Annotated in this window: 22 protein-coding genes and 1 tRNA gene; 5 read left to right on the top strand and 18 right to left on the bottom strand. The window is 71.3% G+C overall.

Annotated elements, in window-relative coordinates; all coding sequences use genetic code 11:
- Positions 1–201 precede the first annotated feature (201 nt).
- Positions 202–423, top strand: coding sequence for a hypothetical protein (locus OG494_RS32190; RefSeq protein ID WP_328445132.1), 222 nt, complete (start codon positions 202–204; stop codon positions 421–423).
- 107 nt (positions 424–530) lie between these two features.
- Here the strand turns inward: OG494_RS32190 and OG494_RS32185 are convergent, their stop codons facing one another.
- The 7 genes from OG494_RS32185 to OG494_RS32155 form a co-directional block, all read right to left on the bottom strand.
- Entirely contained in the window at positions 531–1061 is a 531-nt protein-coding gene (locus OG494_RS32185) for a GNAT family N-acetyltransferase (protein ID WP_328445130.1), read from the bottom strand.
- 305 nt (positions 1062–1366) lie between these two features.
- Complete coding sequence (locus tag OG494_RS32180; protein WP_328445128.1) at positions 1367–1978, bottom strand: response regulator transcription factor; 612 nt, start codon at positions 1976–1978, stop codon at positions 1367–1369.
- Positions 1975–3165, bottom strand: a complete 1191-nt coding sequence (locus OG494_RS32175; RefSeq protein ID WP_328445126.1) for a sensor histidine kinase — start codon at positions 3163–3165, stop codon at positions 1975–1977. The genes OG494_RS32180 and OG494_RS32175 overlap by 4 nt, the downstream gene beginning before the upstream one ends.
- A gap of 18 nt (positions 3166–3183) precedes the next feature.
- Complete coding sequence (locus OG494_RS32170) at positions 3184–3573, bottom strand: DUF1707 SHOCT-like domain-containing protein (RefSeq protein ID WP_328445124.1); 390 nt, start codon at positions 3571–3573, stop codon at positions 3184–3186.
- Between the two features lie 7 nt (positions 3574–3580).
- Positions 3581–4132, bottom strand: a complete 552-nt coding sequence (locus OG494_RS32165) for a DUF1707 SHOCT-like domain-containing protein (RefSeq protein ID WP_328445122.1) — start codon at positions 4130–4132, stop codon at positions 3581–3583.
- 58 nt (positions 4133–4190) lie between these two features.
- The gene (locus OG494_RS32160; RefSeq protein WP_328445121.1) at positions 4191–5987 is read right to left on the bottom strand and encodes an acetyl/propionyl/methylcrotonyl-CoA carboxylase subunit alpha; all 1797 of its coding nucleotides are present in this window, start codon (positions 5985–5987) and stop codon (positions 4191–4193) included.
- A gap of 106 nt (positions 5988–6093) precedes the next feature.
- Positions 6094–6378 carry an SAV_915 family protein gene (locus tag OG494_RS32155; protein ID WP_328445119.1) on the bottom strand — a complete coding sequence of 95 codons (285 nt, stop codon included), beginning with the start codon at positions 6376–6378 and terminating at the stop codon, positions 6094–6096.
- Between the two features lie 168 nt (positions 6379–6546).
- On the opposite strand from OG494_RS32155, the gene OG494_RS32150 reads away from it, so the two are divergent.
- The gene (locus OG494_RS32150; RefSeq protein WP_328445117.1) at positions 6547–7269 is read left to right on the top strand and encodes a hypothetical protein; all 723 of its coding nucleotides are present in this window, start codon (positions 6547–6549) and stop codon (positions 7267–7269) included.
- An 11-nt stretch (positions 7270–7280) separates the two neighbouring features.
- Here the strand turns inward: OG494_RS32150 and OG494_RS32145 are convergent, their stop codons facing one another.
- The 6 genes from OG494_RS32145 to OG494_RS32120 form a co-directional block, all read right to left on the bottom strand.
- Positions 7281–8633 carry a dicarboxylate/amino acid:cation symporter gene (locus OG494_RS32145; protein ID WP_328445115.1) on the bottom strand — a complete coding sequence of 451 codons (1353 nt, stop codon included), beginning with the start codon at positions 8631–8633 and terminating at the stop codon, positions 7281–7283.
- A 100-nt stretch (positions 8634–8733) separates the two neighbouring features.
- Positions 8734–9363 carry a Maf family protein gene (locus tag OG494_RS32140; protein ID WP_328445113.1) on the bottom strand — a complete coding sequence of 210 codons (630 nt, stop codon included), beginning with the start codon at positions 9361–9363 and terminating at the stop codon, positions 8734–8736.
- Positions 9364–9754: 391 nt separating this feature from the next.
- Positions 9755–11374 carry a DHA2 family efflux MFS transporter permease subunit gene (locus tag OG494_RS32135; protein WP_328445111.1) on the bottom strand — a complete coding sequence of 540 codons (1620 nt, stop codon included), beginning with the start codon at positions 11372–11374 and terminating at the stop codon, positions 9755–9757.
- On the bottom strand, positions 11355–11981 hold the full coding sequence (locus tag OG494_RS32130) for a PadR family transcriptional regulator (protein ID WP_328445109.1): 627 nt from the start codon (positions 11979–11981) through the stop codon (positions 11355–11357). Before OG494_RS32130 ends, OG494_RS32135 begins: the two co-directional genes overlap by 20 nt.
- Positions 11982–12028: 47 nt before the next feature.
- Positions 12029–13738 (bottom strand): TROVE domain-containing protein, encoded by a 1710-nt coding sequence (locus OG494_RS32125; RefSeq protein ID WP_328445106.1) that lies wholly within the window; start codon positions 13736–13738, stop codon positions 12029–12031.
- A 102-nt stretch (positions 13739–13840) separates the two neighbouring features.
- Positions 13841–13909 (bottom strand) — tRNA-OTHER (locus OG494_RS32120).
- A 226-nt stretch (positions 13910–14135) separates the two neighbouring features.
- On the opposite strand from OG494_RS32120, the gene OG494_RS32115 reads away from it, so the two are divergent.
- The 3 genes from OG494_RS32115 (at position 14136) to OG494_RS32105 (ending at position 16995) form a co-directional block, all read left to right on the top strand.
- On the top strand, positions 14136–15029 hold the full coding sequence (locus tag OG494_RS32115; RefSeq protein ID WP_328445104.1) for an LLM class flavin-dependent oxidoreductase: 894 nt from the start codon (positions 14136–14138) through the stop codon (positions 15027–15029).
- Between the two features lie 9 nt (positions 15030–15038).
- Positions 15039–15479: a MarR family winged helix-turn-helix transcriptional regulator gene (locus OG494_RS32110; RefSeq protein WP_328445102.1), complete on the top strand. Its 441-nt coding sequence runs from the start codon at positions 15039–15041 to the stop codon at positions 15477–15479.
- Positions 15480–15612: 133 nt separating this feature from the next.
- Positions 15613–16995: a hypothetical protein gene (locus OG494_RS32105; RefSeq protein WP_328445100.1), complete on the top strand. Its 1383-nt coding sequence runs from the start codon at positions 15613–15615 to the stop codon at positions 16993–16995.
- Here OG494_RS32105 and OG494_RS32100 read toward each other — a convergent pair.
- The 5 genes from OG494_RS32100 to OG494_RS32080 all read right to left on the bottom strand — a co-directional run bounded on the left by OG494_RS32100 (position 16988) and on the right by OG494_RS32080 (position 22008).
- On the bottom strand, positions 16988–17221 hold the full coding sequence (locus OG494_RS32100) for an acyl-CoA carboxylase subunit epsilon (RefSeq protein WP_442874303.1): 234 nt from the start codon (positions 17219–17221) through the stop codon (positions 16988–16990). The genes OG494_RS32105 and OG494_RS32100 overlap by 8 nt on opposite strands.
- A complete protein-coding gene (locus OG494_RS32095) occupies positions 17218–18855 on the bottom strand; it encodes an acyl-CoA carboxylase subunit beta (protein WP_328445098.1) in 1638 nt (545 codons plus the stop codon). The genes OG494_RS32100 and OG494_RS32095 overlap by 4 nt, the downstream gene beginning before the upstream one ends.
- Positions 18856–19017: 162 nt before the next feature.
- Entirely contained in the window at positions 19018–20226 is a 1209-nt protein-coding gene (locus tag OG494_RS32090) for an FAD-dependent monooxygenase (RefSeq protein ID WP_328445096.1), read from the bottom strand.
- 40 nt (positions 20227–20266) lie between these two features.
- Positions 20267–20908, bottom strand: coding sequence for a response regulator transcription factor (locus OG494_RS32085; protein ID WP_328445094.1), 642 nt, complete (start codon positions 20906–20908; stop codon positions 20267–20269).
- Complete coding sequence (locus OG494_RS32080; protein WP_328445092.1) at positions 20905–22008, bottom strand: sensor histidine kinase; 1104 nt, start codon at positions 22006–22008, stop codon at positions 20905–20907. Before OG494_RS32080 ends, OG494_RS32085 begins: the two co-directional genes overlap by 4 nt.
- Positions 22009–22012: the final 4 nt, after the last annotated feature.

Genomic DNA, 22012 nt, shown 5'->3' with positions numbered 1-22012 from the left:
CTCGGCGTGGCCCGATCGCCCGCTGCCTGACGCCCCGTCGTTGTCCACAGGCCCGTCGGCTTGTGGACAACTCCGGCGCCGGCGTCCTTTCGGCCCGGTTTCGTCCGAGGGCGCCGATAGACTGGCCTAGGGGCCGCCCCCCAGGGATGGGTGGGGGAGTTTCGGCCGGGCGGCGGCGATGGGTGGCGATGGCGATCGCCGGTGACGCCGGTTGCTGCTGGCGGCGGGCGGTCGCTGGCGACGCTGGTTGGTGCTGGCGGCGAGCGATCGCTGGCGACGCTGATCGGCCCTGGCGGCGAGCGGTCGCTGGTGATCGGCGGTGGCGCCGCTGATCGGCGCTGGCGGCAGCTGGCGGCGATGGTGATGGCCGCAGCGATCGACGGTGGCCGGCGGCAGGTGGTCGCTGGCGGCGCTGATCGGTGATGGTGGCGGCAGGCGATCGCCGACGGCGCTGATCGGCGATGGTGGCAGTAGGCGATCGCCAGCGGCGTGCGATGGTCCCAGCTGTCGGCAGGTGTGGCCGCCGTGGCTCAGGATGTGCGGTGCCAGCGGATCAGGCGCTCGCCCGTCGGGGCCGGGTGGTCTTCGGGGCCCAGCAATGTGAAGCCGCAGCGCTCCGCGACGATTGCCGATGCCGCGTTGCTCTCCTCGTAGCGGTAGCTGACCTCCGTCAGCCCCAAGCCGCCGAAACCGAAGCGCAGGGCCGCGTTCAACGCCGTTGTCGCGATGCCCTTGCCTCGCTCGGCCGGGTGGACCCAGATCGTCGCCTCGGCGTAGGCCGTGTCCAGGTTCAGCTCGCGCAGGCCCACTTCGCCCAGGAGCCGTCCCGACGTCGGCTCCGCGATCGCCCACGAACAGCGCTCGTCGCCCGCCCACTGCGCCGCGCGCAGGGTGACGTACTCCGTCGCTTCATCGAGGGTGCGCAGGCGATAGTTCAGGACGTACTTGCGGTGCGTCGGATCGGCGAACGCCTCCATCAGGACCGCGCGATCGTCGATGTGCCGGTCGGCGCGCAGCTGGCGCAGGTAGTACGTCCCCGCGTTGATCTCCACCGGTTCCACTCGATCCAGCCTAGCCAGGCCGGGAGCACGGTGCTCCCGGCCCGGTGGTCAAGGCGCTGTCCAGGCAGGAACCGTGCCCGGTTGCGCAGGCAGCGAGCGCCGGATCACGGCACCCCGCCCAGGTCCCGCGATCCGTCGTCGCGAAACCGGCGAGCCGTCGTCGGCCGCGACGCGGGGTTCGAGCACGGTGTAGCCGCTCGGGGCCCGGACCACGACAGGCGCCACGGCCCGCACCGGAACCGGCAATCTGCCGAAACGGGTCAGCGCCGCGAGGACCGGCGGAACGAGACGTGGTTCGGCCGGAGTCAGAGCAAGCCGCGGCGGTAGGCCTCGCCGACCGCCGCCGCGCGGTCGTTCACGCCGAGCTTGGCGTACGCGTTCAGCAGGTGGGTCTTCACGCTCGCCTCGCTGATGAACAGCCGGCTCGCCGCCGCGCGGTTCGTGGCTCCTTCCGCCACCAGCCGCAGGACCTCCAGCTCACGGCGGGTCAGCGGGCCGGCCCGGCGAAAGCCACCCAGCACCCGGCCGGCGACGCTCGGCGCCAGCACCGGCTCCCCGCGGGCGGCGGCGCGGACGGCGTTCAGCAGGTCCGCGACCGGGGCGTCCTTCAGCAGGTAGCCCGTCGCGCCGGCCTCGATCGCCGGGAGGACGTCGGTCTCCGCGTCGTACGTCGTCAGGACCAGGACGCGCACCGCGGGGTGGGAGACGGCGAGCCGGCGGATCGCGCCGACGCCGTCCAGTTCCGGCATGCGCAGGTCCATCAGCACGACGTCGGGGTGGTGCCGGGCCACGAGGGCCAGCGCCTCCAGCCCGGACGCCGCCTCGCCGACGACCTCGATGTCCGGCTCGCCGGTGAACGCGCCGCGCAGGCCGTCGCGGACGACCGGGTGGTCGTCGGTGACGAGGACCCGGATCACGGTATGGCAGGGAGGGCCGGGACCTGGGCGTTGACCGCTGTGCCGCTACCCGGTGCGCTCTCGACCGACAACGTCCCGGCCACCCGCTGGACGCGGTGGCGCATCGTCTCCAGCCCGAAGCCGGTGCCCTCACCGCGGTCACCGGGACTGAAGCCGACGCCGTCGTCGACGACGTCGAGCAGCACCACTTCGTCCGAATAGGACAGTGTCAGCCCGATCCGGGATGCCTTCGCGTGCTTCTCCGCGTTGGCCAGCGCTTCCTGCGCGACGCGGTAGAGCGTGACCTCCACTTCGGGCAGCAGCGGCCGGACGTCGCCGGTGGTTTCGGCGCGCACCACCACTCCGGACGTCTCGGCGACGCGGTCCGCCAGGTCGGAAAGCGCTTCCGGCAGCAGCCGGGAGCCGGCCAGTGGTTCGGGCCGCAACGCCTGCACCGCGCGCCGCGCTTCGCTGAGGCTGTCGCGGGCCAGGGTGCGCACCTGCGCGAGCCGCCGGTCGCGGTCCGGGCCGTCCTCGCGATCGGCGGCCTGCAGCTGCGTGACGATCCCGGTCAGGCCCTGGGCCAGCGTGTCGTGGATTTCGCGGGCCATCCGCTGCCGTTCGTCGAGCACGCCGGCTTCGCGCGCCCGGGTCAGCAGCTGCGCGTGCAGGCCCGCGTTCTCCGCCAGCGCGGCCTCCAGCCGGGTGTTCGTCTTGCGCCGCTTTTCGCTTTCCGCGCCCACGAACCAGGCTGCGTACAGCAGCGGCCCGGCGACCGAAGCGACCAGCACCCACACCGGGCTCTGCCGGTCGGAGCCGGTGACGAGCATCGGCAGCACGGCGGTCGCGGCCACCGCGAAGAACCCCCAGCGGGCCGGGAACAGCACGAACGCGAGCGGATAGCCGAACGACGCGAAGCCGGTGAACACGTCGTTGCGCGCGACCAGCACGAGCGCGGCGGCGAGGACCCCGGCGTAGTAGCCGGCGGTCAGCCACGGGTGCGCCGTCCGGTGCGGGAACAGCGGGATCAGCAGCGGCAGCCACGCCGCGGTGAGCAGGACGACGACCAGCGTGGTACCCCAGTCCGCGTCCCGACCCGCCGCGAAGAACGCGCACACGGCGAGCCCCACGAGGCCGACACCGGTGAAGATCGGCCCGGCCAGCCGCTCGCCCCGGGCGTCGAGCGCGCCGGGCACCACGCCCATCATGGGCCGATTCTCGCAGGTTCAGCGCCGGCGGCGGAGCCCCGCGAGCATCGCGATCACCAGCGGCAGCGCGATCGAGATGATCAGCAGCCGCCCGCGGCTGAGGATGAGCACCGCGATCGCGACGACGATGGCGATCGGCACCGCGCTCGCGTTCAGGAAGCGCGTCACGTTGCTTTCGCCGGTCACGACCGGGACCCCGGGCGCGGCGGCGCCCCCCACCAGGGCGCTGGGCCGGGGTGAGGGCAGGTCGTCGAACAGCGGGATGAGTTCGCTGACCCGCTTGGCCGCGGTGACCTTCGCGGAGCGGGTGCCGTACTCGTCGATGTCGAGGCGCCCGGTGCGGACGTGTTCTTCGAGGACGTCGAGGGCGTCTTGCCGCTCCTCGTCGCTCAGGCGCATGTCGCTCACGGCTGGGTCAGCGGCCCAGTTCGCGCCGGCGGTCGCGGTAGGAGTCCCGCATCTCGCGGCGGCGCTCCCGGTCGTGCAGGTGCCGCTCGTGGTGGTCGTGGTGGTTCTGGTCGTGGTTCCAGCCGTGGCCCCACATCGACTTGCCGATCACGGTGAGCCCGATCGGGACGAAGATGATCGGCCAGGCCAGCGTGCCGGTGGCGATCAGCGCGATCGCCGCGATGAAGGCCAGCGGCACGATCGCGGCGAGGAACCGCTGCGCCGGTGCCCAGTTCTCGGGCGAGCCGGAGCCCCGCCGCGCGGGCGCGGCCGGCTGGTCCGGCTCGGACGCGGCGACGGCGGCCTGCGGCGTTTCGTCGTAGCGGGGGTGGGGGGTGGGCAGATCCGCGAAGATCTCGGTGAGCTCGCCGCGCGTCTTGGCCGCGGTGATGCGGGCCGAGCGTTCGCCGTACTCGTCGATGTCGATCCGCCCCGCGGTCATGTGCTCACCGAGCGCGGTCAACGCGGACTCGCGGTTCTGGTCGCTGATCCGCAGCTGCGGAGACGGGACTTCGGTCACCTTGCCGATGGTAGGCCGCCTGGGGGGCGGCCCACCACGACATCTGTAACGAACTGTCCTACTTGATCTCGAGAAGCTGCGTGCCCTGCGTCACGGCGGCGCCGACTTCGACCGAAAGGCCGGTGACGGTGCCCGCTTTGTGCGCGGTGACCGGGTTCTCCATCTTCATCGCTTCGAGGACGACGATCAGCTCGCCGGCCTCGACCGACTGGCCCTCTTCGACGGCGACCTTGACGATGGTGCCCTGCATCGGCGCGGTGACCGCGTCACCGCTCACCGCGGCCTTGCCGCCGCCGGCGCGCTTGCGCGGCTTCGCCTTGACGGCCGTACCGCCACCGCCACTGCCGCCTTCGAGCGCGAACCCGCCGGGCAGCGACACCTCGAGGCGGCGCCCGCCGACCTCGACGACGACGTTGTGGCGGGGCTCCTCCTCGGGCGCCTCGACGTCGGGCGCGACGAACGGCTCGATCTTGTTGTCGAACTCCGTCTCGATCCAGCGGGTGTGCACGCTGAAGCCGTTCTCGTCGCCGATGAACGCCGGGTCGTCGACGATCACGCGGTCGAACGGCAGCACCGTGGCCATGCCTTCGACGACCATCTCGGCCAGGGCGCGACGGCTGCGTTCCAGGGCGTTGTTCCGGTCCGAGCCGGTGACGATCAGCTTCGCCAGCATCGAGTCGAACTGGCCGCCGATCACGCTGCCGGACTCGACGCCGGAGTCGACGCGCACGCCGGGCCCGCTCGGCGCGAGGAACTTCGTCACCGTGCCCGGCGCGGGCAGGAAGCCGCGGCCGGCGTCCTCACCGTTGATGCGGAACTCGATCGAGTGACCGCGGGGCTCGGGGTCCTCGGTGATCCGGAGCTTCTCGCCGCGCGCGATGCGGAACATCTCGCGGACCAGGTCGAGGCCGGTGGTCTCCTCGGAGACCGGGTGCTCGACCTGCAGCCGGGTGTTGACCTCGAGGAACGAGATGGTGCCGTCGGTGGCGACGAGGTACTCGACCGTGCCGGCGCCGTAGTAACCGGCTTCCTTGCAGATCGCCTTCGCCGACTCGTGGATCCGGGCGCGCTGGTCGTCCGACAGGAACGGCGCGGGCGCTTCCTCGACGAGCTTCTGGTGCCGCCGCTGCAGCGAGCAGTCGCGGGTGCCGACGACGATCGCGTTGCCGTGCTGGTCGGCCAGCACCTGCGCCTCGACGTGGCGCGGCTTGTCCAGGTAGCGCTCGACGAAGCATTCGCCGCGGCCGAACGCCGCGACGGCCTCGCGCGTCGCCGATTCGAACAGCTCCGGGATCTCTTCGCGGGTGCGCGCGACCTTCAGGCCACGCCCGCCGCCGCCGAACGCGGCCTTGATGGCCACCGGCAGCCCGTGCTCGTCGGCGAACGCGACGATCTCGCTCGCGTCCTTCACCGGCTCCTTGGTGCCCGGCACCAGCGGCGCGCCCGCGCGGGTCGCGATGTGCCGCGCGGTGACCTTGTCACCGAGGTCGCGGATGGCCTGCGGGCTCGGCCCGATCCAGGTCAGCCCGGCGTCGATGACCGCCTGGGCGAAGTCCGCGTTCTCGGAGAGGAAGCCGTAGCCCGGGTGCACGGAGTCGGCGCCGGAGTGCTTCGCCGCGTCGAGGAGCTTGTCGACGGACAGGTAGCTCTCGGCCGCCGTGGTGCCGCCCAGGGCGAAGGCCTCGTCGGCCAGACGCACGTGTGGTGCGTCGCGGTCCGGATCGGCGTACACCGCGACGCTGGCGAGGCCAGCGTCCTTGGCGGCTCTGATCACGCGTACCGCGATCTCGCCCCGGTTGGCGACCAGGATCTTGGTCACCGGACCACCGGTGGATTCGCCGACCTGCTCGGCCACCCCGCACCTCCTGCGTCCCGACAGCTGCATTGCTGACCGCTCACGCGGTACGGGGGAGTCTACGGACAGGACGTCGCGAGTCTCTTGAGTGAGAGCTGAACCACGCTCAGACGGGGGCCGGGCTGTGCCGCAGCCCGGCCGGCAGCGGCGAGTCGAGCACGATCACGTCGTACGGGTTCGCGGCGTGGACCTTCGGCAGGTGCTCGGTGCTGACCAGCACCCACGGCTGGTGCTCGCCGCAGCAGTCGATCAGCCGGTCCAGCGCGGTGAAGGCGACCAGCGCGGTCCGGCCGTCCGGCGTGCGGCGCAGCTCGATCGACGCGCCTCCGGCCGCGCGGCTGGCGGGGCCGGTGGGGAGGTACAGAGCGGGAGGCAGGCTGGGGTTCGTCACCCGGACAACATAACCCGGTACTCTCCGCTACCGGTGGCCCCGTCGGGGCGTCACCCTTTGGTGGAGCCGCGGGGTGGCGGGCCCCGGGGATCCACCCCTGGGGGATTTCAGCCACACCCGCCGGGGCGCTGCCCACGCACGGTGGCGAAGCGGCTTACGCTCTGTCTCATGCGGACTTCGGCAGTGCGGACGCCTCGGTCGGCGCTGCTCACCGCCGTGCTCGCCGCGGTGGTCACCCTCGGCGCGATCGGCGCCGTGTTCCTGCTGCGCCCGCGCCCGGACGCGCCCGCGGACACCGTCACCGAGCCCGCGGCCGGCACCACGCCCCCGGCCGTGACCTGCGGCGGCGGCCCGTGCCGCCAGCTCGCGGCGATGACCGTCGGCGGGACGCCGGTGGTGCTGCTGACCGACGCGTCGGGTGGTTCGGCGCAGGTGCGCGTCGGCCCGGAGCCCGGCACGGTGTTCGACCTGTCGCTCGCGCAGCTGGGCGCCCGGCTCGACGCGAACTCGCTGACCTGCATCGACGGCGCCGCGCCCGCGTGCCTGATCCGCGGCGACGTCGGCGACGACGGCACCGGGGCCTACGGCGAGCTGCTGGTGCGCGGCGGGGGCGTGTGGCGCGACCCGGGCAAGCCGTACTTCGCCGACGCCGGGACCCTCTCGCTCTACGACGTCACGGCCGACGGCCGGCCCGACGTGATCGTGGTCCGCCACAACTGCCCGGACGCGGCGTCGGGCACGCCCCAGTGCCAGGCGTCGAAGGTGCTGGGCGAGGTGTACGACCTGGCGGGCACGTCGCTCGGCTGCACCCGCCAGGTGACGGCCCCGTCGGACCTGCGCGGCTGGCCGGACGTCCGCCTCACCCGCGCCGACCTGCGCGCCTGCCCCTGACCCGAGCGGGGTCAGGCGTGGGCGGGCTCGGTCTGGCGGGCCGCGGTGCCGTCGTCGCTGTGCTCCGGGTTGTCCGTCGGCGCGTTGAGGACCTCGTCGTCGAGGAGGCCTTCACCGCGCGCCACGATCACCGGCACCGCGATCTGGCCGGCGACGTTCGTGGCCGTCCGCATCATGTCCATGATCGGGTTGACCGAGTAGATCAGCGCCAGGCCGATCGCCACCTGCTTGGCGTCGAGGCCGATGAACGACGTCGTCAGCGTGAACGCCGTCAGCCAGCCGGTGGTCCCGGCCGTCGCCAGCGCGCCGACCACCGCGACCACGACGATCCCGGCGTACTGCCAGAAGTTGAGCGACACCCCGGCCAGGTTCGCGACGAAGATCGCCGCGATCGCCGGGAAGACCGCCGCGCAGCCGTCCATCTTCGTGGCGCTGCCGAGCGGCGTCGCGAAGGCCGCGTACGCGGGCTGGACGCCGAGGTTCACCGCGGACTGGCGGGTCAGCGGCAGCGTCGCGGCGGACGACTGCGAAGCGAACGCGAACTGGATCGCCGTGCCCGCCTTCGCGAAGAACTTCACCGGGCTGACCTTCGCCACGAACCGCAGCAGGATCGGGTAGACGACGAACAGCACGAGCAGGCAGCCGACGTACACCGCGAGCGTCGTCGAGAACAGCGGGCGGAACAGCGCGTCGCCGTAGTTGGACACGGCCGCGCCGATCAGGCCGATGATGCCGAGCGGGGCGAGCCGGACGATCCAGCCGAGGTAGCGCTGGATGATTTCGAAGACGCTCGTCGTGAAGTCCACGAACGGCTTCGCGCGGTCACCCAGGCTGTACGCGGCGGCGCCGAGCACCAGTGCGAGGAACAGCACCTGCAGCGTCTCGCCGTCGGCGAAGGCCTTGAAGAAGTTCTCCGGCAGCAGGCCCTTGACGAACGCGCTCCACGAGCCCCAGCTGTCGACGCTCTTCGCGGCCCGGTCGGCGTTCTTCGCGGTCGCCTCGGCGCCGCCGAGGCCACCCGCGCCGGGGTTGAAGATCCGGCCGACGGCGATGCCGATCAGCGACGCGATGAACGAGGTGATCGCGAACCACAGCACCGTCTTGCCGCCCAGGCGCGCGGCCGTCCGGCCGCCGCCCAGCCCGCGCAGGCTGGTGATGCCGACCACGATCGCCGTGAAGACCAGCGGGATCACCGCGACCTGCAGCAGCGTGGTGAAGATGGTGCCGATCTGGTCGAGGAGATCGGTCAGCCAGCCGGCCTCGGTCTGCCGTGCGACGACGCCCAGGAGGGCGCCGACGACGAGCGAGCCGAGAACCGCGGCCGCGAACACCCGCGGTTTGGTGTAGGTCCGTACGAAAGACACGGGGCGACTCCGGTGTTCGAAAGTTTCCTGGCCTGCCTGGTAAAGCCGACGTCAGGCAGGAGTGAACTCTTCCAAATCACCCCATCGTGTGGCGCGTTTCTCAGGATGCGGGAGGCCGCCAGAGATCCACGACACTCACGCCGACCTCGGCCAGCAGGCGGCGCGTCAACGGGAGGCTGAGGCCGATGACGCTGGTGTGGTCGCCGTCGAGGCCTTCGATGAACCAGCCGCCCAGGCCGTCGATCGTGAACCCGCCGGCCACCCGCAGCGGCTCGCCGGTGCCGACGTAGGCGTCGATCTCCGCCTCGCTCGGCGTGCCGAACCGGACGGTCGTCGACATCGAGCCGGACGCCTCCTTCGAGCGCGCGCCACCGTCGAGCCGGATGACGGTGTGCCCGGTGAAGAGCTCACCGGTTGTCCCCGCCATCGCCGCCCAGCGCCGCCGCGCGGTGTCCGGATCGCCCGGCTTGCCGACCATGGCGCCGTGGATGTTCAGCATCGAGTCGCAGGCGACGACGACGGCGTCCGGGTGCGCCGCGGCGACCTGGTCGAGCACCGCGTCGGCCTTGGCCGCGGCGAGCGCCATGACCAGCTCGGCGGGCGTGGGATCGGGCAGCGAGGCGGCGACGGCGTCCTCGTCGACGCCGGAGACGAACACGGCCGGGTCGAGGCCGGCGGAGCGCAGGAGGGCGAGCCGGGCGGGGGACTGCGAAGCGAGGACGAAATGCACCCCCGGAACGTACCGGGACGCCTGTCGTGACCGAATTGTGACCGGCGCCACACCGCCGGGCGAGTTATTTTGTTGTGGCTCGCAACATATGGCGCGGAGGTGGCTCATGACCGTGCGTGTGACGGATTCGCCCGCGACGTCGCGATCCCCGTGGTGGACGAAGCGCCGGACGCCGAAGACCCGGGCCGCGGCTCGCCCGTCGTCCGGTTCGGCCCCCGCGGCGGCGCCACCCGCGACGAGCTGAGGACCAAGCCACCGCTCCCGCGGTTCGTGCGGACCCCCGGCCGGTACCCGACACCCGGGCCGGGGGTCCGCACGGTTTCTCCGAGACCCACCGGAGACGACGAAGGCCGGCACCCCACGGGATGCCGGCCTTCGAACGTTCCGAGCCTCAGGTGGCGGTAGCGGCTTCCGGAGCCGCCGGAGCCGCGGTTTCCCAGCGCGGCTTGACCTTCCGCAGCATCGCCGCCGAGATGACGCCCAGCAGCAGCACGCCCATCGGCAGCAGCATCGTCGCGCGGGCCGCGTCCGTCAGTCCACTGTGGACCGCTTCGGTGGCCAGCCGGCCGGCCTGCGCGGCGATCTCCGCCGGCAGCCCGGGCATCGGCGCCGGACCGCCCGACGAACCGAACTCACCCGTGCTCGCCGCGGCCTTGGCGATGCCCTCCGCGAACGGCGCCCGGTACTGCTCCGGCAGCTGCGAAGCCGCCTTCGTGGCTTCGTCCGCGATGGACGAGCTCACCTGCGCCTGCAGCATCACGCCGATCGCGGCGCTGCCGAGCACACCGCCCACCTGGCGTGACGTGTTGAAGATGCCCGACGCCGTCCCGGCCAGCCGCGGCTCGACCGAGCCCATCGTCATGTTGCTCATCGGCGAGAAGATGCAGCCGATGCCCAGGCCGCACACCAGCAGCGCCGGGATGAACGACCACGGGCTGCTGTCCGGCGACGCCTGCAGCGCGATGATCCCCAGCCCGGCCGCGAGCGCGGCGAGCCCGAACATCACCAGGTACTTGCCGTTGACCCTGTCCGAGGCGCGACCGACGAACGGCGCCGCGATCCCGGACAGCAGCGACATCGGCGCGGTCAGCAGGCCGGCCATGGTCGGGGTCAGCCCGAGCACCGACTGGATGTAGATGACCAGCGGCAGGAACATGCCGGTCATCGCGAAGCCGACCGTCGTCGCGGTCAGTGTCCCGGCCGAGAAGTTCCGGTTCGAGAACACCTGCAGCGGCAGGAGCGGCTCTCGCTTGTTGAACCGTTGCCACACCACGAAAGCCGCCAGCAGCAGCACGCCGGCGCCGATGATCTCGAACACGGTGATCCCGCCCCAGACCGTGCCCCAGTCGTACTGCTGGCCGTTCTGGACGCCGAACACGATCAAGAGCAGCGCCAGGCTCGAGAGCACGATGCCCACGACGTCGAACGCGTGCGAGTGCTTCGGCTGCCAGTCCGGCACCAGCAGCACCGTCAGGACGATGGCGATCACGCCGATCGGCACGTTGACGAAGAAGATCCACTCCCAGCCGAGGTGGTCCACCAGCACACCGCCGAGCAGCGGGCCCGCGATCGTCGCCAGCCCGGCGACGCCGCCCCACATGCCCATCGCCGGGCCGCGCTTGGCCGGCGGGAACAGGTGCGTGATGAACGCGAGCGTCTGCGGCGTCATCAGCGCGGCGCCGAGACCCTGCACGGCGCGCGCGGCGATCAGCATCTCAACGTTGCCGGACAGGCCGCACCACAGCGACGCGCCGGTGAACACGACCAGCCCGGCGAGGAACACGCGCTTCGGGCCGAAGCGGTCCCCGAGGCGGCTGGTGAACAGCATCGGCACGGCGTAGGTGAGCAGGTAGACGCTGATCACCCAGACCACGGCGTTCAGCCCGGCGTTCAGCTCGCGCAGCATGGTCGGGATCGCGATCGACACGATGGTCGTGTCGAGCAGGATCATGAAGAAACCGAGGCACAGCGCGCTGAGCGCCGCCCACGGGTTAGCTTGTCTTGCGTTCATCGTCGTCTTCCCTGGTGATGAGCGTGAGGTGCGGTGGGTCGCACTCCTGGAACGGGATCCGCCCGGAGCGCAGGTCTTCGTGGAGCCGCTCGGTCCACGCGAGCTCGAACTTGCGGCGGTCGCAGCTGAACCGCCAGTCCAGCCAGTAGATCTCCGGCGTCTTGTCCTCGATGAGGCTCCGCACGACCGCGTCGTCGGCGGCGACCGCGGCGCGCAGGCGCACCATCCGGTTCTCCAGCTCGACGAGTGACGTCTCGCGCCCCAGTTCGTCGATCACGGCGAGCCCGGAGAGGTACGCGGGGAACTCCTGGGCGAGGTCGCCGAGCAGTTCGCGGCCGCGCTGGTTGAACACGTCGAGTCCGGTCGGCGTCATCCCGTAGACGGTCCGTTCGGGCCGCCGGCCGTCGCGCTGCGTGTCGACGACCTGGATGTAGTTGTCGCGTTGGAGGCGCTCCACGGTGTGGTAGAGCGAGCCCGCCTTCACGTTGACGCGGGTGCTCACGTACCGCTCGCGCATGAGCTGGGCCATCTCGTACGGGTGCATGGGCTTCTCGTGCAGCAGCTCCAGCACGGCGAGGCCGAGGGGGGTCAGCTTGGCCGAAGCCATGATCGTTGGTCCCTCCGGGTGACTCCGAGTCGTTTATTCCACGTGGACTATACGGCGCAGACTATCCGGCAGTCCACGGCGATTTCTGTGACCGTGCGTACACGGCGTGAAAATGCCGTGAGGGGCACCTTCAGGGACTCAGCGTCCCTGAAGGTGCCCCTCACGGCTTCTCTCAGAAGGGGCCAGTCGGCGTTCCGGCCCGCCTCGAGCAGCGGGATCATCCGGAACGCCTGGTCGGTCAGGCCCCCGAACGTGTGCCGGTGCGCGGTCCCGGACGGCGCGTGGCCGAGCCGGTACCCGGCCAGGTTCCACGTGTACAGCGGCACCTGGGCGGGCAACGCCGGCCCGACGTCGCCGTACGAGGCCTGCTCGTCGGTGAGGATGACCACGCGGTCGTGCCGCGCGAAGTACTTCTTCACTGCGGCCTCGGTGTCGGTGCCGTTGCCGATGAAGTAACCACCGGACTTCCAGCTCTCGACGTCGGACAGCAGCGAACCGCCCTTGCGCAGCTTGAACACCTTCGAGCCCGGCCGCGGCCCGAAGCGGCTCGAGAACGACACGACGTCCGCGTCCGCGCACCGCCGCGCGAGCGCCAGCCCGAACACCGCGGCGGCGTCCCAGCGCATCAGGCTGCCGTCCTTGCTGAAGCCCGCGTTCATCGACGCCGACGTGTCGACGAGGATCAGCGTGCGGCCCCGCAGCTCCGGCACGTTCGCCAGCGAGTGCGAGATCGCCTGCTCCAGCGCCCACGCCCACCGCAGCGACGGCGCCGCCCGGTAGGCCGACAGGAACCGCATCGGCAGCTGCCGCGACTTCGCGACCTGCGCCGGCGCGGCCAGCCGCCGCGCGACCCGCAGCGCGACGTCGTCCGAGACACCCGCCTCGTCGAAGTTGCGCAGGTTCCGCAGCTGGGCCATGTACCCCATCGACGGAATCAGCGCCTCCCAGACCCGCGCGCCGAGCGGACCCTGCAGCCAGCCGGCGACCGACTCCCACGTCATGCCCGCGCTCCGCAGCACGTCCGCCGCGTCCGGCCGGTCGAACAGCGCCCGGCGGCGGCCGGCGTCCCACGACAGCAGTTCGGCCCGCGCACGTAGCACAGCGAGGCTTTCGGGGACGGCGTTGCCGCGGCCGTGCCGCTCGTCGAGGACGTGCCGGAACAGCGCGCCCTGGGCGTCGTCGCGCTTGACCGGGTGGGTCAGCTCGAGGACGTCGGCGAAGCGGAACGCCCGCGTCGCGGAGTCCCACTTGACGAAGGCGCGCTCGTCGAACAGCCGCGCGGCCGCGTCGGCGATGCCGCGCTTGACCGGCTTCGGCACGTTCTTGCCGTGCACGGAAGTCCAGTACGCGAGCAGCTCACCGGGCTCGTCGGCCCGCTGCAGCACGCTGTCGACGACCTGGCGGGCCAGCCCCTCGAGTCCCGCGTCCCGGCGCGCCTTGGCGAACTCGGCCGCGCCGACGAGCGCCGCGGTGCGCAGGTTCGCCTCGGTGCGCAGCCAGCACAGGAACCGCGCCGTCCACTGTGGATCCTCGAGGGTGGCGCGCTGCACGAGCTCGGCGTACCGGGTGTCGCGCGTGGTCGCGGTCTCGTAGAAGGTGTGCTCGCCGACGAAGTTGGTCACGGCGAGCAGGAAGAGCTCGGACCGCGTGTCGCGCGCGTACCCGGCGCCGCCCTGGTGGGTGACGCCGGAAGGCGTGGCCTCGCCACGGACCGGCGAGGTCGCGGCGGGCGCGCGTGCGGTGTTGAACTTGGTCATTTCTCCCCCCTTTGTGGTGGGAGCCACGACACAGCAGTGCCCGAGATCGAAGTCGGTGAAGGTACGGTTGCTGCTCTGCCGTTGAGCTACCGGACCGTGAAGTGGTCCGGGAGGGATTCGAACCCCCAACCTGCCCATTAGGAGTGGAAGTAACCCTCGCCTGCGCACCGGGCACTGGTGAAGTCGTGGCTCCCGAGATCTGGTGTGGCTCGCGGTTTCTCGTTTACAGCAAGAAGTAACCGTGGGCCTCGCACCGGGCGAAACCCAAGTTACCGGGCCGCCCCGGCGGGCGCGACCGGTTTTTCGGCGAGCCTCCACCGGTGGCCTCGGCCGTGTAATTCGTGGTAAGAACTACATATAGTCAGTTCGTAGCACGAACTAACAACTGGGAGGAATCATGGTGCTCTTCGGCATCGGCGGCTCGACGGCGGTATCCGCGGCGGCAGCGACGCTGCGCCAGGCCGTCGCCGCGGACCGGAGCGGGCTCGACCTGTTCACCGTCTCCGATCACCCCTACAACGCCGATCGCCTCGACGCCTACGCCGAGATCGGGGTTGTTCTCGGGCGCACCGAACGGATCTCCGGGCTGGTCAGCGTCACCAACCTGCCGACGCGGCCCGCGCCGATGCTCGCTCGCACCGTCACGTCGCTGTCCGCGCTGAGCGGTGGGCGGATCGTGCTGGGGATGGGTGCCGGCGGGCTCTGGGACGACATCGCGCGGCTCGGCGTGACCAAGCTCGGTCCGGGAGATGCCGTGCGCGCGTTCGAAGAGGGGATCCGGCTCGTCAAAGCGCTCGGCGGCGGCGGGGAACCGGTGACCTTCGACGGCGAGTTCTACCAGGTCACCGCTCTGGCGCCCGCAGGAGAAAAGATTCCGCCGGTGTGGACCGGCTCGGTCGGGCCGAAGTCGCTCGCCGTCACCGGGCGGGTCGCCGACGGGTGGATGCCCGGCCACGCCGCGGACTGGCTCAGCGAGCGCTACCAGACGTCGAGGCCGGTGATCGATCAGGCCGCGCAGGACGCGGGCCGCGATCCCGCGGACGTCGTCACCGTCTACAACTTTCCCGGGCGCATCACGGCCGAGCCGCTCACGAAGACCCGTGGTGACGACGGCCGGTGGATCGGCGGCTCGCCGGCGCAGTGGGTCGAGGAGCTGACCGGCGCGGTTCTGGAGCACCACGCCGAAGGGTTCGTGCTGTTCGGGCCCGGTGGCCGGCCGCCCACCGACGACGACGTCGCGCGCTGGGCGGAAGAGATCGCGCCCGCCGTGCGCGAGGCCGTCGCGAAGTAGGCTGGCCTGATGGAGGCTCTCGGTGTGGTGGCCGGACTCGTGCGGTCGTCGTTCCTGGTGAACGCCGTCTACGCCGAGTCCGCGCGCGCGTACGGGCTCACCGTGCAGCAGGGCCAGCTGCTGTGCGTGCTGATGGCGCAGCCGTACGGCATGGGTGACCTCGGCGCGACCCTCGGCCTCGAGAAGTCCAGCCTCACCGGCCTGATCGACCGCGCGGTCCGGCGCGGGCTCGTGCGCCGCGAGCCCGTCCCGGACGACCGCCGCGCGGTGCAGGTGGTCCTGACCGGCGAAGGCCGCGAGCTGGCGGAGGACTTCTACGCGGCGACGTGCCGCCGGGTCGAAGAACTCGCGACCGGCCTGCCGGCGGCGGACCGCGACCTGCTGGCGACGCTGCTGGGGCGCGTGGTCCAGGACAACGAGGTCCCGACGGTGTTCCTCGACGCGCGCTGATCCCGACTTTCGTCGGGGCGTGGCGGGGGTACGTTGCCGGAAGTTCACCGGCTGGTTCGCACCTACCGCCGGGAGGACCTCTTCTTCGCTCGTCACAGTGATGTCGCCCAGGTCCCATCGCCGAGGAGCCCCTATGAAGCGCCTCATTCCGCTCGCTGTCGCCACGCTCGCCGCGGGTTTGCTGAGCACTCCCGCGCACGCCGCCGTCACCCACCGGATCCTCTTCGACAACACCAAAGCCGAGACCGCCGGCAACGCCGACTGGATCATCGGCACGTCGCAGCCCGACCCGACCGGGCAGAACTCCGCGCCACAGAAGGAAAGCGACTGGACCGGCGCGCTCTCGGCGTGGGGCGTCGCGCTGCAGAAGACCGGGCAGTACAGCCTGAAGACGTTGCCCGCGGGCAACACGATCACCTACGGCACGTCGAACGCGCTGGACCTCAAGAACTTCGACGAATTCGTGCTGCCGGAGCCGAACGTCGTCTTGAGCGCCGCCGAAAAGACGGCCGTGCTGAAGTTCGTGCAGAACGGTGGCGGCTTGTTCCTGATCTCGGACCACACCGGCAGCGACCGCAACAACGACGGCTGGGACTCGCCGAAGATCATCAACGACCTGATGACGAACAACGGCGTCGACAACACCGACCCGTTCGGCTTTTCGGTCGACCTGAAGAACGTCGCCAGCGACCATCCGGTGGCCATCACCGACTCCTCGAACCCGGTGCTCAACGGTTCGTTCGGCGCGGTCAAGAAGAGCCTGATCGCCAACGGCACGACGTTCACGCTCAAGCCCGCCGACAACCCGGACGTCAAGGGCCTCGCGTACCTGAGCACGTCGTCCCCGGGCAACACCAACGCTTTCTTCGTGACGAGCACGTTCGGCTCGGGCCGCGTCGCGATCTGGGGTGACAGCTCGACGATCGACGACGGCACCGGCCAGTCCGGCAACACGCTCTACAACGGCTGGACCGACTCCACGGCCAACAACGCCGCTCTCGGCCTCAACGCGACGGCGTGGCTCGCGGGCAGTGGCACGACCACCCCACCGCCGACCGGCTGCAGCGCCGGCCAGCTGCTCGTCAACCCCGGCTTCGAATCGGGCAACACCGGCTGGACGGCGTCGGCGAGCGTCATCGGCCAGCACGCCTCCGACGCGCCCGCCCGCAGCGGCTCGTGGAACGCCTGGCTCGACGGCTACGGCACCGCCCACACGGACACGCTGAGCCAGACCGTCACGCTGCCGGCCGGCTGCTCGTCGTACACGTTCTCGTTCTGGCTCAGCATCACCACCGCCGAGACGGGCACGACGGCGTACGACAAGCTGACCGTGAAGGCGGGCAGCACGACGCTGGCGACGTACAGCAACCTCAACGCGGCCGGCGGGTACCAGCAGCGAAGCTTCTCGCTGTCCGCGTACGCGGGTCAGTCCGTGACACTCGCCTTCAGCGGCGTCGAGGGCTCGCAGCTGCAGACGTCGTTCATCGTGGACGACACCGCGCTGAACGTCAGCTAGGCAGACCCGAGGCGCGCCAAGCGCCTTCGCCGGGGTGGTGCGGCCTACGCAGTGAAGCTGCGTGGTCGCCCCACCACGACGTGCGCGGCTTCGGCTTCTCCGGAGCGCGGGCGGCCGACGCGGCCGCGACGACCGCCGTCAGCGCCGCCAGCTCGGCGTCGCTCGGGTTGCCCCGGACCACGCGCAGCAAGGGACGCTGCTTTTCGTCGTTCACCGCTTCGCTCACAGCGGGATGTTCCCGTGCTTCTTGGGCGGCAGCGACTCGCGTTTGTTGCGCAGCAGCGACAACGCCCGCGCGACGTGCCCGCGCGTGTGCGCCGGCACGATCACCGAGTCGACGTACCCCCGCTCGGCCGCCGCGTACGGGTTGAGCAGTGTGTCCTCGTACTCCTGGAGCAGCTCGGCACGCAGCTCGTCGACGTCCTTGCCCTCGTTCGCCGCGTTGGCCAGTGTCTTGCGGTGCACGATGTTCACCGCGCCCTGCCCGCCCATCACCGCGACCTGCGCGGTCGGCCAGGCGAGGTTGATGTCGGCGCCGAGGTGCTTGGAGCCCATCACGTCGTACGCGCCGCCGAACGCCTTGCGCGTGATGATCGTGACCAGCGGGACCGTGGCCTCCGCGTAGGCGTAGATCAGCTTCGCGCCGCGGCGGATGATGCCGTTCCACTCCTGGTCGGTGCCCGGCAGGAAGCCCGGGACGTCGACGAAGGTGAGCACCGGGATGTTGAACGCGTCGCAGGTGCGGACGAACCGCGCGGCCTTCTCGGACGCGTCGATGTCGAGGCAGCCGGCGAACTGCGTCGGCTGGTTCGCCACGACGCCGACGCTCTGGCCGTCGACGCGGCCGAAGCCGACGATGATGTTCGGCGCGAACAGCTCGTGGACCTCGAGGAACTCGCCGTCGTCGACGACGCGGTTGATCACCTCGTGCATGTCGTACGGCGTGTTCGGCGAGTCCGGGATCAGCGTGTCGAGCTCGCGGTCGGCGTCGGTGACGTCTTCGAAGAACCCAGGCGGCGTGTCCGACGGCTCGAAGACCGGCGCGTCCGACAGGTTGTTCTGCGGCAGGTAGGAGAGCAGTTCCTTGACGTAGGCGATCGCGTCCTCGTCGTCGGAACCGAGGTAGTGCGCGACACCCGACTTCGTGTTGTGGGTGCGGCCGCCGCCGAGCTCCTCGAAGGTGACGTCCTCGCCGGTGACCGTCTTGACGACGTCCGGGCCGGTGATGAACATCTGCGACGTCTCATCGACCATCACGACGAAGTCGGTCAGCGCGGGGGAGTAGACGTGCCCGCCCGCGTTCGCGCCCATGATCAGCGAGATCTGCGGGATCACGCCGGACGCCTGCACGTTGCGGCGGAAGATCTCGCCGTAGAGGCCGAGCGAGACGACACCCTCCTGGATGCGCGCGCCGCCGCCCTCGTTGATGCCGACGATCGGGCGGCCGGTCTTGATCGCGAGGTCCATCACCTTGACGATCTTCTCGCCGTACACCTCGCCGAGGCTGCCGCCGAAGATCGTCACGTCCTGGCTGAACACGCACACCGGCCGGCCGTCGACGGTCCCGTAACCGGTGACGACGCCGTCGCCGTACGGCCGGTTCTTCTCCTGGCCGAAGTTGGTCGAGCGGTGCCGGGCCAGCTCGTCGAGCTCGACGAACGAGTTCTCGTCCAGCAGCAGCTCGATGCGCTCGCGGGCGGTTTTCTTGCCCTTGGCGTGCTGCTTCTCCACCGCACGGGCCGAGCCCGCGTGCACCGCCTCGTCGTACCGGCGATACAGGTCGGCCAGCTTGCCGGCCGTGGTGTGGATGTCCGGTTCATCCTCGGGCGGCGTCCCGAGCGGCTCCGTCGCACTGCTCATGCCACGGGAGCTTAGCTACTTGCCGGTCACTTCGCGTGTGGCGTAGGCAACGTCCATGACCTTCCCGCCGATCCGTGTCCACCTTCCTGGTGACGCGCGATCGCGTGACGTCGATCTCGATGGTGCTGGTCGCGCCTCGGTTCACCCGGGCGGTGGGCTGACCTACCCGGCCGCCGCCGGGATCGGGTACTCCGGCAGCGTGATCGCCTCGGCCGGGGGTGTCATGAACTTGCCCGCCAGTCCCGAGACCCGGCCGAGCAGTGGCGACGACGCCACGCGCACGGCGGTCCGGAACGCGGCGAGCTGCAGCCGGCCGCGCGGGTGGGCGATCTGCGGCGCCCCCGGCGGGAGCTGCTGGGCCTTCGTGACCAGCGGACGCAGCACCTGCTCGTAGCGGGCGAAGGCGTCGCGCGGATCGTCGTGCCCGGCGAGTTCCCCGGCCAGGACGTAGGCGCCGGCGAGCGCCAGGGTGGTGCCCATGCCGCTGACCGGGGACGCGCAGTGCGCGGCGTCGCCGAGCAGCGCGACTCGGCCGCGGCTCCACGTGGCGAGCTTCGCCTGCCCGATGTCCTCGAAGTACAGGGAGCCGTTGTCCAGCTCGGCCAGCACCCGCGGGGCCGCCCAGCCGACGTCGGCGAAGGTCGCCCGCAGGACCGCGACGACGTCGTCGCGGCCGAGCCGGTCCAGGCCGCGCACGTCGGAGATGAAGCTCAGGGACGCCTGGGTGGTGCCGAGGTTGTCCGGGCGCAGCGAGAGCATCCGCCCGCGCCCGCAGGCCAGTACGCGCCACCGGTCGGTGTCGTCGGCGGCGCGCGGGATCGCGAGGAACGCGTCGTAGAGGCCCAGTTCGTGGATGTGCGCGTCGGGCATGATCAGCGCGCGGCTGCGTGAGCGCAGGCCCTCGGCGAGGACGACCGCGTCGAACCGGCGGCTCGGACCCCGCTGGAACTCGACGTCCACGCCGGAGCCGTCGTCGTGCAGCGCGGTGATCTGGTCGCCGAAGACGTACTCCGCGCCGTCTTTCGAGTGCTCGTAGAGGATCTTGGCGAACTGGCCGCGCAGGATCTCCAGCTCGGCCGTTCCGCCGGAAGTGTCGTCTTCGCCGCCGGCGAAGGACGCGATCGCGCGCCCGTGCTCGTCGACGAAGTCCGTGCCGGTCTCCCCGGTGTGGGCGGCGCGGACGGCGTCCTCCAGGCCCATCCGGCGGATGACCTGGCGTCCGACGCCGCGGACGTCGATGTTCTGGCCCTGTTCACGCACGTGGTCGAACCGTTCGACGACGGTCACCTCCCAGCCGGCCCGCGAAAGCCACGAAGCCAAGGTGGGACCGGCGATGCTGGCACCGGAGATCAGGATGTTGCGACGACTCAAGGTGTACCTCCCTTGAACCCACCGTAGCCGTTCGCGGGCTTCAGCCGGGGTGGACCAGGCCCGACTCGTACGCCGCGATCACCAGCTGGGCCCGGTCCCGGGCCGCGAGTTTGTGCAGCAAGCGGCCGATGTGGGTCTTGACCGTCGCGATGCCCAGGTGCAGCCGCTCCGCGATCTCGTCGTTCGACAGGCCGCGCGCGATCAGCGTCAGGACCTCCTGCTCGCGAGCCGTCACCCCCGCCAGGCGCGTCACCGGGCCGGACGGCAGCCGCGCGAACTCCGCCACCAGCCGTCGGGTCACCGACGGCGCCAGCAGCGCGTCGCCGTTCGCGATGATCTCGATCGCGGCCAGCAGGTCCGCCGGGCGCGTGTCCTTCAGCAGGAAGCCGCTCGCGCCCGCGCGCAAGGCCGCGTAGACGTACTCGTCGAGGTCGAACGTCGTCAGCATCAGCACCCGCACCTCGGTTTCGGCGCAGATGCGGCGGGTCGCCTCGATGCCGTCCATCTCGGGCATCCGGACGTCCATCAGCACGACATCCGGCTTTTCGTGCCGGGCGAGAGCGACGGCTTCGACGCCGTCGGACGCCTCGCCGACCACCGTCAGCCCGGGCGCGCTGTCCACCAGTACGCGGAAACTGCCACGCAGCAACGCCTGGTCGTCGGCGATGAGGACGCGGGTCATCCGGCCACCGCCGGGTCGTAGGGCAGGCGCGCGAAGACGCGGAAGCCGTGCTCGCCGGGACCGGCGCTGAACTCGCCGCCGTAGACGGCCACGCGTTCGCGCATCCCGATCAAGCCGTGGCCCGGCGTCGCGGAGCCGCCGCGGCCGTCGTCGAGCACTTCGATGCGCACGGCGCCCTCCTCGCCGGTGACGCGGACCCGGCACGTCGCCGCGCCCGCGTGCTTGACGACGTTGGTCAGCGCCTCCTGCACGATCCGGTACACCGACTGGCCGACGCCGCCCGGCAGCTCGTCGAGGCCTTCGACGACCAGGTCGACGGCCGGGCCCGCCTGCTCGGCGCGTCCGGCGAGCGCGCGCAGGTCGGCGAGCGTCGGGACGGGCGCCAGCGCCGGGACGCCGGTGCCATCACGCAGCACGCTCAGCATCCGCCGCAGCTCGGCCAGCGACTCGCGGCTGGTCTCTTCGATGACGCGCAACGCTTCCCGCGCCTCGCCGGGCTGGTCGGGGGCGACGTGGTTGCCCACCGCCGCCTTCACCGCGATCAGGCTCATGCTGTGCGCGACGACGTCGTGCATCTCGCGCGCGATCCGCAGCCGTTCCGCCGAAACCGCTTGCTGCGCATGGCTTTCCCGCTCGCTCGCAGCGTGTTCGCGCCGGGCGCGCACGGTGAGGCCGAGCGCGTACCCGACGATCAGCGCGGTCGCGCTGAAGTTCACCGTCGTGGAGGCGTTCGGGTTCGGTACCGAGAACGCCAGCACGCCGAGCTCGACCAGGCCCGCCGCGAACCCGAGCCGGACGATCAGGCTGTCCAGCCGGATCACGACGACGTAGAGCGCGCACCCCGCGCCCACCACGGCGACGCCGAACACCGGCCCGCCGATCGGGACGGCGGCCGCGGCCAGCACCAGGCTCAGTACGTAACTGGCCAGCGGCCACCACCGCCGGAGCACGATCGGGACCACGCTGACCAGGAGGATCGTCCAGCCGAGCCACTCGGGGAGCCACGGCGGCAGCGCCCACGCGCCGGCCGCCAGGTTGCCACCCGCGCCGAAACCCAGCACGACGGCCGTCAGCACGTCGAGCACCACGCGGATTCGCATGCAC

The organism is Amycolatopsis sp. NBC_00438 (assembly GCF_036026695.1).
In the GTDB taxonomy this organism is placed as follows: domain Bacteria; phylum Actinomycetota; class Actinomycetes; order Mycobacteriales; family Pseudonocardiaceae; genus Amycolatopsis.
The sequence above is the reverse complement of the archived record's forward strand: the minus strand, read 5'-3'. Positions and strand labels throughout refer to the sequence as shown.

Coding starts and splice junctions, on each gene's coding strand:
- OG494_RS32175 (WP_328445126.1), bottom strand. CDS start 3,165: ATGATGGGCGTGGTGCCCGGCGCGCTCGACGCCCGGGGCGAGCGGCTG.
- OG494_RS32150 (WP_328445117.1), top strand. CDS start 6,547: ATGCGGACTTCGGCAGTGCGGACGCCTCGGTCGGCGCTGCTCACCGCC.
- OG494_RS32135 (WP_328445111.1), bottom strand. CDS start 11,374: ATGAACGCAAGACAAGCTAACCCGTGGGCGGCGCTCAGCGCGCTGTGC.
- OG494_RS32130 (WP_328445109.1), bottom strand. CDS start 11,981: ATGGCTTCGGCCAAGCTGACCCCCCTCGGCCTCGCCGTGCTGGAGCTG.
- OG494_RS32125 (WP_328445106.1), bottom strand. CDS start 13,738: ATGACCAAGTTCAACACCGCACGCGCGCCCGCCGCGACCTCGCCGGTC.
- OG494_RS32115 (WP_328445104.1), top strand. CDS start 14,136: ATGGTGCTCTTCGGCATCGGCGGCTCGACGGCGGTATCCGCGGCGGCA.
- OG494_RS32110 (WP_328445102.1), top strand. CDS start 15,039: ATGGAGGCTCTCGGTGTGGTGGCCGGACTCGTGCGGTCGTCGTTCCTG.
- OG494_RS32105 (WP_328445100.1), top strand. CDS start 15,613: ATGAAGCGCCTCATTCCGCTCGCTGTCGCCACGCTCGCCGCGGGTTTG.
- OG494_RS32095 (WP_328445098.1), bottom strand. CDS start 18,855: ATGAGCAGTGCGACGGAGCCGCTCGGGACGCCGCCCGAGGATGAACCG.
- OG494_RS32085 (WP_328445094.1), bottom strand. CDS start 20,908: ATGACCCGCGTCCTCATCGCCGACGACCAGGCGTTGCTGCGTGGCAGT.
- OG494_RS32080 (WP_328445092.1), bottom strand. CDS start 22,008: ATGCGAATCCGCGTGGTGCTCGACGTGCTGACGGCCGTCGTGCTGGGT.